General features: G+C 56.7%; 13 protein-coding genes and 1 other annotated feature. Of the genes, 7 read left to right on the plus strand and 6 right to left on the minus strand.

Annotated elements, in window-relative coordinates; all coding sequences use genetic code 11:
* Window positions 1–3: 3 nt before the first annotated feature.
* Window positions 4–666, minus strand: a complete 663-nt coding sequence (locus tag GJV78_RS16470) for a YidX family protein (RefSeq protein WP_155109354.1) — start codon at window positions 664–666, stop codon at window positions 4–6.
* Window positions 656–1,816: an FAD-binding protein gene (locus GJV78_RS16475; protein WP_155109372.1), complete on the minus strand. Its 1,161-nt coding sequence runs from the start codon at window positions 1,814–1,816 to the stop codon at window positions 656–658. Before GJV78_RS16475 ends, GJV78_RS16470 begins: the two co-directional genes overlap by 11 nt.
* Window positions 1,817–2,078: 262 nt before the next feature.
* Here GJV78_RS16475 and GJV78_RS16480 point away from each other — a divergent pair, with 262 nt between their 5' ends.
* Window positions 2,079–3,308 carry a DUF3748 domain-containing protein gene (locus tag GJV78_RS16480; RefSeq protein ID WP_155109355.1) on the plus strand — a complete coding sequence of 410 codons (1,230 nt, stop codon included), beginning with the start codon at window positions 2,079–2,081 and terminating at the stop codon, window positions 3,306–3,308.
* A 114-nt stretch (window positions 3,309–3,422) separates the two neighbouring features.
* Here the strand turns inward: GJV78_RS16480 and GJV78_RS16485 are convergent, their stop codons facing one another.
* Window positions 3,423–3,758 carry a YceK/YidQ family lipoprotein gene (locus tag GJV78_RS16485; protein WP_155109356.1) on the minus strand — a complete coding sequence of 112 codons (336 nt, stop codon included), beginning with the start codon at window positions 3,756–3,758 and terminating at the stop codon, window positions 3,423–3,425.
* Window positions 3,759–3,998: 240 nt separating this feature from the next.
* Window positions 3,999–4,071: a sequence feature (ROSE (Repression Of Heat Shock gene Expression) occurs in the 5'-region of heat shock genes and acts as an RNA thermometer to modulate expression.), on the plus strand.
* Here GJV78_RS16485 and ibpA point away from each other — a divergent pair.
* Both ibpA and ibpB read left to right on the plus strand, forming a co-directional pair.
* Window positions 4,065–4,478 carry a small heat shock chaperone IbpA gene (gene ibpA, locus GJV78_RS16490; RefSeq protein WP_155109357.1) on the plus strand — a complete coding sequence of 138 codons (414 nt, stop codon included), beginning with the start codon at window positions 4,065–4,067 and terminating at the stop codon, window positions 4,476–4,478. It overlaps the preceding feature by 7 nt.
* Window positions 4,479–4,578: 100 nt before the next feature.
* Window positions 4,579–5,007, plus strand: a complete 429-nt coding sequence (gene ibpB, locus GJV78_RS16495; protein ID WP_155109358.1) for a small heat shock chaperone IbpB — start codon at window positions 4,579–4,581, stop codon at window positions 5,005–5,007.
* 158 nt (window positions 5,008–5,165) lie between these two features.
* Here ibpB and GJV78_RS16500 read toward each other — a convergent pair whose 3' ends face one another.
* Window positions 5,166–5,603, minus strand: a complete 438-nt coding sequence (locus GJV78_RS16500; protein ID WP_155109359.1) for a hypothetical protein — start codon at window positions 5,601–5,603, stop codon at window positions 5,166–5,168.
* Between the two features lie 238 nt (window positions 5,604–5,841).
* On the opposite strand from GJV78_RS16500, the gene GJV78_RS16505 reads away from it, so the two are divergent.
* The 4 genes from GJV78_RS16505 to torA all read left to right on the plus strand — a co-directional run bounded on the left by GJV78_RS16505 (window position 5,842) and on the right by torA (window position 11,323).
* Complete coding sequence (locus GJV78_RS16505) at window positions 5,842–6,189, plus strand: YidH family protein (protein WP_155109360.1); 348 nt, start codon at window positions 5,842–5,844, stop codon at window positions 6,187–6,189.
* Window positions 6,179–6,541 (plus strand): DUF202 domain-containing protein, encoded by a 363-nt coding sequence (locus GJV78_RS16510; protein WP_155109361.1) that lies wholly within the window; start codon window positions 6,179–6,181, stop codon window positions 6,539–6,541. Before GJV78_RS16505 ends, GJV78_RS16510 begins: the two co-directional genes overlap by 11 nt.
* Before the next feature lie 1,086 nt (window positions 6,542–7,627).
* Complete coding sequence (locus GJV78_RS16515; RefSeq protein ID WP_155109362.1) at window positions 7,628–8,788, plus strand: NapC/NirT family cytochrome c; 1,161 nt, start codon at window positions 7,628–7,630, stop codon at window positions 8,786–8,788.
* 30 nt (window positions 8,789–8,818) lie between these two features.
* Complete coding sequence (torA, locus tag GJV78_RS16520) at window positions 8,819–11,323, plus strand: trimethylamine-N-oxide reductase TorA (protein WP_407929060.1); 2,505 nt, start codon at window positions 8,819–8,821, stop codon at window positions 11,321–11,323.
* Between the two features lie 180 nt (window positions 11,324–11,503).
* On the opposite strand, the gene emrD is transcribed toward torA, so the two are convergent.
* Window positions 11,504–12,688, minus strand: a complete 1,185-nt coding sequence (gene emrD / locus GJV78_RS16525; RefSeq protein WP_155109364.1) for a multidrug efflux MFS transporter EmrD — start codon at window positions 12,686–12,688, stop codon at window positions 11,504–11,506.
* 321 nt (window positions 12,689–13,009) lie between these two features.
* Window positions 13,010–13,099, minus strand: a complete 90-nt coding sequence (gene tisB, locus GJV78_RS16530) for a type I toxin-antitoxin system toxin TisB (protein WP_155109365.1) — start codon at window positions 13,097–13,099, stop codon at window positions 13,010–13,012.
* Between the last annotated feature and the right edge of the window lie 457 nt (window positions 13,100–13,556).

Raw genomic sequence — 13,556 nt, forward strand, 5'->3', positions numbered from 1 at the left:
TCGTCAACTGCCGGTTAGCCCGGTAATAATACCGATCCCCAGCAGCTGCACCGGCGAGGTGACAATATCCAGGGTAAGGGCGACGGGTATTAAGGCATTGGTAACGCCTGCCGGCATTCCCGTCCTTTTATATTGATAGAACGCGACCTTAAACGGATGGTAAAAGACCAGCGCCTGTGAATAATCCTGCTGATTATTTTTCTGATGAACAGAGCCTTTCAGGCCGGATAATTTTTGTAGGCAGAGCGACGCAGAACAGGCAAAACCATAGCGTATCGCCGTTTGCTTCGCCTCCTGCGTTTTCCAGCGGTACTGGAGCGTTAGATCGCCGGTAAACTGCTTTTTGTCATTGTCGATAATAAATTTGGCGACGTTGCTGACCTGCAGGTCGTGGCGATCGATGTCCGGCGACTTCAGCAGGTTAACGATGCTATCGACGCCGGAAGTCAGCAGATAGTCAAACCCTTTGCCGATAAAAACATATCCCTGCGTTCCCGCCCGGTCCTGGGCCAGCGACAGCCCGGTTACGGTATCGCTTTTCCACTCCTTTAGCTGTCTGCCCGGCTTGCTGTTCACGGCCAGCATGATCGAAAAGCAGCCGGAAAGCATGTAGCTAAATAAGAGTACCATCACTGTTTTTGCTATCCTGGCGTAATTAGCGTTCATGCAGGTTCCTTATTAAAAACATCTTCCAGAAGAGGGTCAGTATATTACGTTGATTTTCTGGATGCTGTTCTGTCTGCCGCTGATTTTCCGAATTTGTCACGGAAATATGGGCGAACCGGCCCAGCATGATCCCTTTTCGCAGCCGTGCGCAGGTCAGCACCCGGCTCTTAAGAATCTTGCCGTAGAGCTTTATACGCAGCCCGCGGGTCGCCCGACGCCAGGCCGCATTTTTATTGCCCGCCTCCCGTAGCAGAACGTTTTTCAGCAGCCTGGCGCTGTCCAGCGCATAGCTAATGCCCTCCAGCGAGCTGGCGCTGATAAAGCCCGCCGCCTCACCAATCAGGAATGCGTTATCTTTGCCGCAGACAAAATCCTTCCAGCGTGACGGAAACAGCACCGTGCATTTCTCACTTTTCAGCGGGTTACCGAAGCGGAACTGAAAGGCCTCCATCTTCGCTTTTAGCGCCGCAAAGCGCGCCTGGCCGTCTTTCATCGGGTATGCGCCGCCGAAAATAAAATAGCCGTCCTTGCTGATGCTCCACGAATAACAGTCCGTTATCGCATTATCGAAAATACAGGAGTAAAACGGCACCGGATGCTGTTCTTTAAACCACTGCTGGATGGCGACGTACTTCCGGATCGCGTGATCGGGATAGAGATGGCGGCGCACCAGCGAATTGGCTCCGTCGGCACCCACCAGGTAACGGGCGGTCAGACGCTGCTCCCGGCCGTCGGCGTGAAAGGCCACGTGCCATTTATCCCCCTCGCGCCAGATCTTCCGGCACAGGCTGTCGTGATAAACCTGAACGTCGTCCGGGATCAGCGACTTCATCCATAAATCAAAGGCGTGACGGTTAATATTGATATAGCTGCGCTGGTAGTTGCGCGTCAGCGATGCCGCGACGTCTATCGTTCTGACGCTGAAGATCTGCGGGTTGGCGATTGTGGCGACGGGCAGCGTAATGCCGTCACGGATAAACGCGCGCTGGGCGTCCGGTGCCAGCAGGCCGCCGCAGGGTTTGGTGAAGCCTTCGCTGCCGTTCTGGCGCTTTTTATCCAGCGCAACCACCCGCATTTTGCCGCTCAGCTGCCGGGCGAGGGCCGAACCCGCCGGACCGGCACCGATAATCGCCACGTCGAAATGTTCCATCATTTTTATCTCCGGGAATGTAGTATCAGGCTGTGTTCCTTAACCATCCGTGAGCGTCGCTGGAGGTCTTTCAGACCCGGAGCAAGGTCTGGTTATTCCAGATGCGCGGCAGCGCTTCTGGCTCTGCGTCGACGCCACGCCCGCTTAAGGGGCACACCTGGTACTGTAAAAAACGACTATGAAGTCGGCGTGAAGTTTTACTGTCGCGGCGGGAAAAGTGTGCTGTACTACTCCACCCAGCCGCCAACGTCCGGAAATCGTTATGAAACAGCTCACCTTTGCGCCGCGCCACCATCAGCTCACCAATACCAACGTCTGGACGCCGGACAGCCGCTGGCTGGCCTTTGACGTACGCCCGTCCGGGGCGCTGTTTACCGGGAAAACTATTGAGCGGGTCAACGTTGAAACGGGTGAGGTAGAGGTTATCTATCGGGCGACGCAGGAGGCCTGCGTTGGCGTGGTGACCGTTCATCCCGTCCTGGAGCAATATGTCTTTATTCATGGCCCGGAAAACCCGGATGAACGCTGGCAATACGACTTTCATCACCGCCGTGGCGTCCTCGCTGGAGCGGCCGGTGTGACAAATCTGGACGCAATGGACATCACGCCGCCCTGGACGCCCGGCGCGCTGCGCGGCGGCAGCCACGTACACGTGTTCAGCCCGAACGGTGAGCTTGTTAGCTTCACCTATAACGACCATGTGCTGCACGAGCGCGATCCGGCGCTGGATCGGCGCAACGTCGGCGTTGCGGCACCCTATGGTCCGGTGGTGGTGCCTGGGCGGCACCCTCGCGAATATAGCGGCAGCCGCTGGTGCGTGCTGGTGAGCCGGACCACTCCTTCGCCGCGTCCGGGCAGCGATGAGATCCATCGCGCCTGCGAAGAGGGATGGGTGGGCAATCACGCCCTGGCGTTTATCGGCGATACCCTGGCGGTCAACGGCGAAACGGTGCCGGAGCTGTTTATCGTTGCGCTGCCGCAGAATGAGGCCGGCTGGAAGCGACCCGGCAGCGCGCCGCTGACGGGAACGGCGACCACGCTGCCCGCGCCGCCGTCCGGCGTGGTGCAGCGGCGGCTGACTTTTACCCATAACCGCCCCTTTCCAGGGCTGGTTCATACCCCGCGTCACTGGGTGCGCAGCAATCCCCAGGCGACAGATATCGCCTTTCTGATGCGCGACGACGACGGCGTTGTTCAGCTGTGGCTTATCTCCCCCTCTGGCGGCGAGCCGCGCCAGCTGACGCACAGCGTTGCGGGGATTCAGTCGGCCTTTAACTGGCATCCGTCCGGAAAATGGCTGGGATTTGTGCTGGAAAACCGGATCGCCTGCTGTGACGCCCACAGCGGCGTAATTACCTTCTTAACCGACGGTCACGGGCAGCCTCCGTCGGCAGATGCGGTAGTTTTCTCGCCGGACGGGCGTCGTGTGGCGTGGATGGAGGAGCGCGGCGGCTTCCGCCAGCTGTGGGTAACGGAAAGCGGGCTGGAGTAATATCAGTCAGGGCCGCTCCTGACGCGCGGCGCGGAAGAGAGCATTCGCTCTGCGGCGCAGGGCGGCAACGGCCTGGAGAGATTCGGCGCTTCAGGTGTCACGGAGAGACGCAGGCTAGCTGTCCGTGGGCAGCCTGGCCGGAGGGATCACCGCGTTAATGGTTTCTGCCTCTTTTTCGCTCTTTTCAACGCGCGATTTTACCGAACTGTCGGCCCGATAGAGATCCCACGGCAGAAGAAGGGTGTCCAGCACGGCGGTAAACGGCATATCAAGTATTACCAGCGACCGGGTGCCCCAGTTGGTCTCTTTATCGCCGATCATCGCGGCGCTGGCGTGGGTGCCGGGCCAGGTTCCCTCTTTTCCGCCGGTGTGGGACATCACGCTGGAACAGCCCCCCAGCAACGCTATCCCGCCGCACAACGTTAGCTTCAGCAACACATCTCTTGTCATGATCCGTTCATCTGTTAATCATCAGTGTTTGCATGATGGGTTATAGCGATTCGCCGCTCAAAATAACATCACCAGCACGTTGCGCTGTGGTGGTGGTCGCACTTTAACAATTCATGCTGTCCCACCCAGTCTATGCAATAGACAGCAAACTGCCAAAAAAGTCGTTTGGGGACGCTTGAAAAGTTTGTAATCAGACCCACTTTTACAACACGGGTAACGAAGAGCACGCCTGATGGGTGCTCTGCCAACCTGACCTGTCCATGATGGAAGGTGCCACATTCTCGCTGATTTCAGGAGCTATTAACTATGCGTAATTTTGACCTGTCCCCGCTGTATCGTTCTGCAATTGGTTTCGATCGTCTGTTCAACCTGTTAGAGAACACGCAAAGCCAGAGCAACGGCGGCTACCCTCCCTATAACGTTGAGCTGGTGGATGAAAACCACTACCGCATTGCCATCGCCGTTGCCGGTTTTGCCGAGAGCGAACTGGAGATCACCGCACAGGAAAACCTGCTGGTGGTGAAAGGTGCCCATGCCGACGAGCAAAAAGAGCGTACCTACCTTTATCAGGGCATTGCGGAGCGCAACTTTGAGCGCAAATTCCAGCTGGCCGAGAACATTCACGTTCGCGGCGCGAACCTGGTGAATGGCCTGCTGTATATCGAGCTTGAGCGCGTGATCCCGGAAGCGGATAAACCGCGCCGTATCGAAATAAACTAATTCAACCCGGTCGCGCCTGCGGCCGTTACACCCGGGCTTGCCGTCAGGGAGCCTGTGCGAATCTGCACGTACCACTCGCTTCTTAGAAGGAGAAATGATAATGCGTAACTACGATTTATCCCCACTGCTGCGTCAATGGATCGGTTTTGACAAGCTGGCCAACGCGCTGCAAAACGCCGGTGAAAGCCAGAGCTTCCCGCCCTATAACATCGAAAAAAGCGATGATAACCACTACCGCATTACCCTTGCGCTGGCCGGTTTTCGTCAGGAAGATCTGGATATTCAGCTGGAGGGCACGCGCCTGACCGTGAAGGGCACCCCGGTACAGCCGGAAAAAGAGAGCAAATGGCTGCATCAGGGGCTGGTTATGCAGCCTTTCAGCCTGAGCTTCACGCTGGCTGAAAATATGGAGGTGACCGGTGCGACCTTTACCAACGGCCTCTTGCATATTGATCTGTCCCGCAATGAGCCGGAAGCCCTTGCGCCCCAGCGTATTGCTATTAGCGAAGGCGCTACGTTAGCCAAATAACTGGCTTCCAGCATCAGCCCCGTCAGCGGTGACGGGGCTTTTTTGCGCCTGCGTCACTATCAGCCTCCGCGCTTGCCCCGCCCATTCGCATACGCTTACATAGCGCGTGCGCCATAAAGCAGAACGGGATAAGGCTTCAGAAACCGTGCTTCCGGCTCTTACCCGGTCAGCGCCGTAACGATCAGCATCAGCAGGGCCAGGGCGCAAAGGATCGCAATAACGAACATAAACGCATGGAAGGCCAGCGTAGCGCCGCCGAACAGCAACGCACCGCTGGTGCTCCAGTTATTCTCCTTGCGCATACCGCCGATAAAGGCGCAGAGCAGCGCCGAGACGGCGAGCGCGATACTGACGTTATCAACGATCCTGTCGGCGTTAATCGGCGCAGATCTGGCAGGCGCGGCGGTCGGTTTTTCCCCCTTCAGGCCAGCCAGAATCCCCTTTTTCACGGCGGTGATCTGTCTGGCAACCGTGCTTTCCAGCGGTGGCGGAGCGGCGATAGGTCCCAGTTGCATATGCAGGATGCCCGTAATAAGCGCAATAGCGCCCAGTAACATCCCCAGCGAACCCCATTTATTTTGCGTTATGATTTCCATACAACCTCAACCTCCCTGTTTTTGTTGCACAGCAGTATATATCCTAATTAATTTGGGTTGCAGGACAAAACGCAGTGCGTTTTGAACGCCTCTGGCGGCGGCTCTTTAGGGGCCCGGGCGCGCATACAACCTGAAGAATGATGGGGATAAGTGTATTTCCGCCGTGCCGCATAGGTAAGGGTTAACGTACCGGGATAAAACGGGCGTCGTTTCGTCCCGGTGATGCCAAGGAGTCATTATGAAGATAACCCTTCCCGGCGAAGCGCCGGACTACCGCTTCTCGCTGGCGAATGAGCGTACCTTTCTGGCGTGGATCCGTACCGCGCTGGGATTTCTGGCGGCGGGCGTTGGCCTGGATCAGCTGGCACCGGATTTCGCCACCCCTGCCATCCGCGAACTGCTGGCGCTGTTGCTGTGTCTTTTTGCCGGCGTACTGGCCCTGTATGGCTGGTTACGCTGGCTGCGTGTTGAAAAGGCGATGCGCCTGAAAGAGGATCTGCCTTATACCCGCAGCCTGCTGCTGGTCAGCGCGATCCTGACCTGCGTCGCAACGGTGGTAATGGTGCTGGTCTTTTATGCCGGATAGCCGTAAAGCGCGCCGTATTGTGGACCCCGGTTTACAGCCGGAGCGCACTTCTCTCGCCTGGTTTCGCACTCTGCTGGGCTATGGTGCCCTGCTAGCCCTGGCGCTGAGGCACAGCTGGTATCTGGCGGGGATGCTGTTCTGGATATCGCTGGGTATCCTGGCGCTGACGGCGACCATGCTCTGGTACTATACCCGCCGTCGCAGCCTGATGGACGTGGCCCATGACGATTTTATGAAAAACAAGGCGATAGGTGACAAGCTGTCAATCTCGCTGGCGGTGCTTTTTCTCTCCCTGCTGTTTGCCATGACGCATATTTACCGGCTTATTGAACTTATTGGCCGCCTGGCGTAAGGGAACGGGCCTCTCTGCTATACGCCAGGGGGCCGGCAGGGGCGTGGCGCAGGAAGAAGCCCCGGCGCTGTTCAAAAATGGCCGCGCCTTTACGAAATGAAATGCAAATTGTTTTTATTATTACCTGCCAGGCTTCTGGTCGTAAAATTGCCGTTCATGCACAGAACCGTTGAGCACAATATATACCCTGAACAACGCATATGCAGCTTGCGGTATGACCGGTATAAACGGCAACGTTTTATCGTATAAAATTTCAGCAGCCTCACCAACGGCCGCAGTGGGTATTAGGGTGAGCAATAACAGGCGGCAAAATGCGTCCGTGACCCGCCGACAGACTAAATTACATTAAGATTTAACTGAGTCAAAAAAATATACAGTTAGTGTGGGAAATCACTGGATTTATTGGCCCGGCGTCATTATCCTTCCACCTACTCCCTTAGGGGGTGTTTTAAAGGCCAATAGTGTCAGGCACGTCTACGGTTAACAACGGGTGACGGCATACACACCGGAGCCATTTCCACAGATGTCGGGGATGCGTTCCAGAGTGGTAACAGTGCAGGCTGCGCACCCGGCAGACGAGCCGTTCGGATAACCTTCTGAACCGGATTCGCCGGGCCGTATCGGTATGGCGACGGGTCTCTCTGTTCGGAGGTCCGCCAGATGCGAACTCCTGTTCACTCAGCCAGCCCTGTTGTTAATCATCTTGCCAGACCGGCGCGGTATAAATTATTCAAAACGGATCAAACGGTTACTCACAATTTCAGTTGAACTGCTTTTGCCTAAGATCTATACCCTAAATAATTCGAGTTGCAGGAAGGCGGCAAGCGAGCGCCCATGCAGCCCGGAGTATGACGGATATATACCCGCAGTCCGTTGGCTTCTGTCTAATAATGCTGCATTTACTGTTCATTGACGATTGCTGGTGCTTAATTAATGAGCGTTATATTGTCGGACACAAATGAAGTAAAAACGCCCCGAAAGGGTCTCCGGCTGCAAATCAGATGTCGTTATGTCTTTATTTATATAACGAGATGAGTTTTGCCGCCAGAATATTTTTGCGATGGCAAGTAAAGGATTTTATCAATAATGAGCAAAAATTTAACAAAGCGTACAAGCAGACGAAAAATAGTTATCGTGGCCATGCTTATTGGTATTGCCCTCGGCGCAATATTACTGGCCGGAACTGCCACCGTAATGCATAAAACCAGCGATATGGAATTTTGCGTTTCCTGTCACACCATGCAGCAGCCGCTGGCGGAGTATCAGGGCAGCGTTCACTTCCAGAACAGCAAAGGCATTCGCGCTGAATGCGCTGATTGCCACGTGCCTCACCAGCCGGTTAGCTACCTGGCGACCAAAATTGGCGCGCTGAAGGATGTATGGGGGGAAATGACCGGGAAAATTGACACCCCGGAAAAATATGAAGCCCACAAGCTGGAAATGGCCCAGAACGTATGGGACGGCCTGAAGAAGAGCGATTCCGCGACCTGCCGCTCCTGCCACGACTTTAAGGCAATGGACGTTCTGGCGCAAAAACCGGAAGCCCGTAACCAGCATCCGGTGGCGATGAAAGCAGGGGATACCTGTATCGACTGCCATAAAGGTGTAGCCCACATCCTGCCAAATATGAGCGGCCTGGCCGCAGCCGGTGCCAGCCAGCTTGCCAGCGCGGCGGCGAAAACGCCTGCCTCAGCCACCACGCTGTACACCATCCAGACCCAGCCGTTCTGGCTGAGTGACAAGATGAGCGAGCATAACGACGGTAACCTGATGCCTTCCACTGAAGTGAAAGTGGTGAAGCGCGAAGGGGAGATGGTGCTGGTTGACGTAGACGGCTGGCAGCAGGACGGCGTGAGCGAAGCGCTGTATGCGGCCCAGGGTAAACGTATCCTCAGCGTACTGTTAGGCGAAGAAGCGCGTAAACAGGTCAAAACGCTGGATACCCTCACCGATAAAGAGACGAAGCAGGTATGGCATCAGGTGGCGCTGCAGGTGTGGCTGCCGGCCAAGAGCCTGATTAACGATCAGCAAAAAATCTGGAGCTATGCTACTGATTTGATGGCGAATAACTGTACTGGTTGCCACGGTCTGACCGCGCTGGATCGCTTTAATGCCAACCAGTGGATCGGCGTAGTGAAAGGGATGTCGGGGCGTACTTCACTGTCTGAAGAACAGGTGCGTATTTTGACCCAGTACGTGCAGAAACATGCCAGCGACATGGCACCCGCAGCAACGGCAGAAAAATAATAAGGAGCCATGATGAAAAAGAATAATCGTATGGTGACGGCTGAACAGAGTGAAGGGCAGCCAGGTATGCAATTAACCCGTCGTCGTTTTCTGGCGGGTGCCAGCGCTCTGGCGGCGATACCGCTGCTGGGCGGCCTGTGGCCGCGATCCGCTCTGGCCCAGGCTATCAGCCAGGCGCTGCCGCAGTTTACCGCCCTGCGCCAGGCGCAAAAGGGCATTCTGACCGGCGCGCACTGGGGGGCCTTCGAGGCTATCGTCAACGGCGATAAAATGGTTGGCGTACAGCCGATCGCGGACGATCCGGCTCCGAACGAGCTGATTGAGATGGCACCGCATCAGGTGCATGCGCCTAACCGTATTAAATACCCGATGGTGCGTAAAAGCTGGCTGGAAGGCGGCGTCGCCAACGGTCGTCCGGAGCTGCGCGGTCGCGATGAGTGGGTGCGTATCAGCTGGGATAAAGCGTTTTCCCTGGTGGCGGAGCAAATTAGCCGCCTGCAGAAAGAGCACGGCCCGCAGTCCATCTACGCTGGCTCCTACGGCTGGAAGAGCGTCGGCATGTTCCATAACGCCCGTACCCTGCTGCAGCGCCTGATGAACCTGACCGGCGGTTTCGTAAACTACTCCGGCGACTACTCCACCGGAGCGGCGCAGGTGATTATGCCGCACGTGGTCGGCTCGGTTGAGGTTTATGAGCAGCAGACCGCGTGGCCGAACGTTATCGATAACAGCCAACTGGTGGTGATGTGGGGCTGCAACCCGATGATCACCCTGAAAAACAGCTGGAACCTGCCGGACCACGTTGGTCTGAGTGGCTTTGAAGCGCTGAAGAAGAAAGGCACCCGGATGATCAGCATCGATCCGGTGCATACCGACAGCGCCAGGACGCTGGGGGCCGAGTGGATCCATCTGCGCCCTTATACCGACAGCGCAATGATTATCGGTATTGCCCATACGCTGCTCGTCGAGAAACTGCATAACCCGGACTTCCTGAAAACCTACACCGTCGGCTTTGAGAAATTTGAGCAGTACGTGATGGGTAAAGAGGACGGCGTCGTTAAAGACGCGGCCTGGGCGGCGGATATCTGCGGTATGGATGCGCAGACCATTAAAACGCTGGCGCGCGACATGGCGAAGAACCGCACCATGATCATGGGCGGCTGGGGCATTCAGCGTCAGCACCACGGCGAACAGCCGCACTGGCTGCTGGTCACCCTGGCGGCGATGCTCGGCCAGATCGGCCTGCCGGGCGGCGGCTTCGGCTTTAGCTACCACTACTCCTCCGGCGGTAGCCCGACGGCGCGCGGCGGCATTCTGGGCGGGATCTCCGCCGGTAGCCCGACCACGGAAGCCGGACGCAAAATTGCGCCGTTCCCGGTTGCCCGCATCACTGATTGCCTGGCGAACCCCGGTAAAACCATCGATTTCAACGGCAGCAAGGTCACCTACCCGGACATCAAGATGGTCTATGTGGCGGGCGGTAACACCTTCCACCAGCAGCAGGACACCAACAGTCTGGTTAAAGCCTGGCAGAAGCCGGAAGTGATTGTGGTGAACGAACCTTACTGGACGGCCACGGCGAAGTACGCCGACATCGTGCTGCCGGCGACCACCACCTACGAACGCAACGATCTGGATATGGGCGGCGACTACTCACAGCTGTACGTCTTCCCGATGCATCAGTGCGTTCCGCCGCAGCATGAGGCGAAGAGCGACTTTGATATCTTTGCCGGTATCGCCGCCAAGCTGGGCCTGCATGACGCCTTTACCGAAGGGAAAGACGAAATGCTGTGGCTGAAGAGCATGTATGACGATATGAAGACCCAGGCGCGTAACGGCAGGGTCGCGCTGCCGCCGTTTGATATGTTCTGGTCGTCAAACAACTATATCCGCTTCCCGATCCCGGAAGAGAATAAACAATGGGTGCGCTTCGCTGATTTCCGCGAGAACCCGCTGCTTAACCCGCTCGGTACGCCGTCCGGTAAGATTGAAATCTACTCTGATACCATTGCCAAAATGGGCTATGAGGACTGCAAGGCTATCCCAACCTGGATGGAGCCGCACGAGTGGTATCGCGGGCCGGAAGCGGAAAAATATCCGCTGTCTCTTAACACCGGGCACCCGATCAACCGCCTGCACTCTCAGCTGGATAACACCCCGCTGCGCGAGAAATATGCGGTTGCCGACCGTGAAGCTATCTGGATCCATCCGCAGGACGCGAAGGCCCGCGGCATCAGCGACGGTGACTTAGTGCGCGCCTTCAACGACCGTGGCCAGATCCTGGTCGGGGCCGTGGTAACGGAGAACGTGCGCAGCGGCGTAGTGCGCATCAGCGAAGGGGCATGGTTTGACCCTGCCGATCCGGCGCAGATTGGTTCGCTGTGTAAAAACGGCAACGTTAACTGCCTGACTTTCGATATTGGTTCCTCCAGCCTGGCGCAGGGTAACTGCGGACATATGACGCAGCTGGAGATCGAGAAGTACACCGGACCGGTGCTGAAGAACACCGCCCACGCGGTGCCGGAAGGTGCCTGAGTAAATCCGCTTGCAATGCCGGGCGCTAAACCGCCCGGCGAACAGGCTTAAGGCCGCCCCTGGGGGCGGCCTTATTTTTGGTTCACGCTAATCTGCGATGAACCTTATTTTCTGCATCTTCGCTTTTTATCCTCTTGTGAACCCGGCTTCGTCAGAGGTGCGGCCACGAAAGGTGCCGGGCTACATCGCCGGTCCCTGATGCGGCACGCGGGACGCCAGCGGCAGCCAGCAGAATAAAATCATCAGACCCATAAGGGTCATCAGCATTCCCAGGCTACCCTGACCGGTCTGCGGCAGTAGCGCTGACAGCCATGCCAGGGTGCCGGAGCCGATATTCTGCAGGCCGCCCACCAGCGCGCCCGCGGTGCCGGCGAGGAAGGGGAACGGCTCCATCGCGCCGCTGGTGGCCAGCGGAAATAACATCCCCGCGCCAAAAAAGAACAGGGCGGCAGGAATCAGCAGCGTCCAGACGTTCATCACGCCGAACCAGCCGGGAACCCACATCATCAGCCCTGCCAGCAGGCAGCAAAGCACCGATCGCCACATCAGGGCTGAAAAGCGCTGATCCGGTCGACCGGCGAACCATGCGCCAAAAAAGGCCGCCGGAATAGGCAGAATAAACAGAACGCTCACCGCCATGCTGCTCAGACCCAGCACCGCACCCATCAGCACGCCGGAGCAGGCTTCGAAGACCGCAATTCCGGCCAGGCCGCCAATCAGCATCAGCAGATAGCAGGTGAAGTTGCCGTTGCTGAACAGGATCTTGTAGCTGGTGGTCAGCCGGGTGCGCGGCGCGTCCACAGGGCGTGTTTCCGGCATCCATCGCGCCATGCTGAACGTGACGCCCGCGCAGAGGATCAGCAGAAAAACGTAGCAGGCGCGCCAGCCCCACAGCGTATTAAGCAGGCCGCCAAGCAGAGGTGCCAGCAGCGGGCTGACCAGGATACCCATATTTAACAGGCTGTTGGCGTGGCGCAGCTGAGTGCCCTGATAGAGATCGCGCGGTAGCGTGCGCGCCATCACTCCGCCGACGCCGGTGCCCGTGCCCTGCATGGCGCTGGCGACGATCAGCACCGTCAGGCTGTGGGCGGTAACGGCGACCAGCGTGGCGAGCATAAAAATGGTCATGCCGAACAGGATCACCGGGCGGCGGCCAATCCGGTCGGAGAGCGGGCCGTAGAACAGCTGCGATACGCCGTAGGTCAGCAGCCAGGCGGCCATAACGCTCTGGATGGCCCCTTCGCGTACGTTCAGGTCATGGGCCATATTAGCAATAGCCGGAATATAAATGGTTTGTGCCATCTGGCCTACGGCCACCAGAAGGACCAACATCAACAGCAGGTTGACGCTTCTCTGCTTTTTCATCTCGTTGAATACTTTTAAAAGAAAGGGAAACTAAGGATAAAAGGCTGCTTATCAGCCTTAATGTGAGAGAAATCTATCACATTAAAATGATATAACCAGATACTATTCTTTGTTATCGGTGGGGCGTGCGTCAGCTTATGTTAACGAATATCGGCAACTAATGTTGCCGTAAACTCTCTTTTACCGCCAGCGCGCTTCCGGCTTCACGAGGAGAGCGCAGCGGTTATCGAACATGTAAGGACGGCCGTGCAGGAATAGTATCAACGGAAAGGTGAAAGGGGAGCGGTTGCCCGCTCCCCTTTGGTGCGGCTTGAATCTGAACTACTTCAGGTACTTCAGAACGGCATCAAGCAGTTGCAGCGATGCAACAATGAGTTTGAGGATAAGAAGAACGATATCCACGAGGCTCATACGCGCGTCTCCTGTGGTAAAGGAGCACGATCAGCTGACGTACCTCTCCGCTGCCTGTTGCCAGCTGTTGCGCACGCGGCGACTCCGCAGAGAAGCGTTGTGCTTGTTGACGTAACACAGTGTGCTCTGGGGGGGGTTAAGGCGCTGACGGCACCACCCGTTTCAGCCAGGACTTCATTGCGCCGGGTTACGATGCGGCCCCTCTGACACATTGTGTACATCAATATTATACAAGGAACCTGTATAAATAAACAGTATTTATTGGACGGATCGTGATTAATGTTTCATAATCGAATTCAGCAAAATTCGCGCCGAAATTGCGTGTTCTTCACGGAACACGTATACTTTTGCCGTTGACATAACACAGTGTGCTCTGCGACGACCAATCGCATAACGCTGTAAAAAACCTCGCTTCGGCGCTGAGGGATCCCCACAAACTCAGCGCTAATAAACCAGC

Source organism: Intestinirhabdus alba (assembly GCF_009711095.1).
Lineage (GTDB): Bacteria > Pseudomonadota > Gammaproteobacteria > Enterobacterales > Enterobacteriaceae > Intestinirhabdus > Intestinirhabdus alba.

What these genes read in the sequence shown, in the direction of transcription:
- GJV78_RS16470 (WP_155109354.1), bottom strand. Translation starts at nt 666, where the DNA reads ATGAACGCTAATTACGCCAGGATAGCAAAAACAGTGATGGTACTCTTA.
- GJV78_RS16475 (WP_155109372.1), bottom strand. Translation starts at nt 1,816, where the DNA reads ATGGAACATTTCGACGTGGCGATTATCGGTGCCGGTCCGGCGGGTTCG.
- GJV78_RS16480 (WP_155109355.1), top strand. Translation starts at nt 2,079, where the DNA reads ATGAAACAGCTCACCTTTGCGCCGCGCCACCATCAGCTCACCAATACC.
- GJV78_RS16485 (WP_155109356.1), bottom strand. Translation starts at nt 3,758, where the DNA reads ATGACAAGAGATGTGTTGCTGAAGCTAACGTTGTGCGGCGGGATAGCG.
- ibpA (WP_155109357.1), top strand. Translation starts at nt 4,065, where the DNA reads ATGCGTAATTTTGACCTGTCCCCGCTGTATCGTTCTGCAATTGGTTTC.
- ibpB (WP_155109358.1), top strand. Translation starts at nt 4,579, where the DNA reads ATGCGTAACTACGATTTATCCCCACTGCTGCGTCAATGGATCGGTTTT.
- GJV78_RS16500 (WP_155109359.1), bottom strand. Translation starts at nt 5,603, where the DNA reads ATGGAAATCATAACGCAAAATAAATGGGGTTCGCTGGGGATGTTACTG.
- GJV78_RS16505 (WP_155109360.1), top strand. Translation starts at nt 5,842, where the DNA reads ATGAAGATAACCCTTCCCGGCGAAGCGCCGGACTACCGCTTCTCGCTG.
- GJV78_RS16510 (WP_155109361.1), top strand. Translation starts at nt 6,179, where the DNA reads ATGCCGGATAGCCGTAAAGCGCGCCGTATTGTGGACCCCGGTTTACAG.
- GJV78_RS16515 (WP_155109362.1), top strand. Translation starts at nt 7,628, where the DNA reads ATGAGCAAAAATTTAACAAAGCGTACAAGCAGACGAAAAATAGTTATC.
- torA (WP_407929060.1), top strand. Translation starts at nt 8,819, where the DNA reads ATGGTGACGGCTGAACAGAGTGAAGGGCAGCCAGGTATGCAATTAACC.
- emrD (WP_155109364.1), bottom strand. Translation starts at nt 12,688, where the DNA reads ATGAAAAAGCAGAGAAGCGTCAACCTGCTGTTGATGTTGGTCCTTCTG.
- tisB (WP_155109365.1), bottom strand. Translation starts at nt 13,099, where the DNA reads ATGAGCCTCGTGGATATCGTTCTTCTTATCCTCAAACTCATTGTTGCA.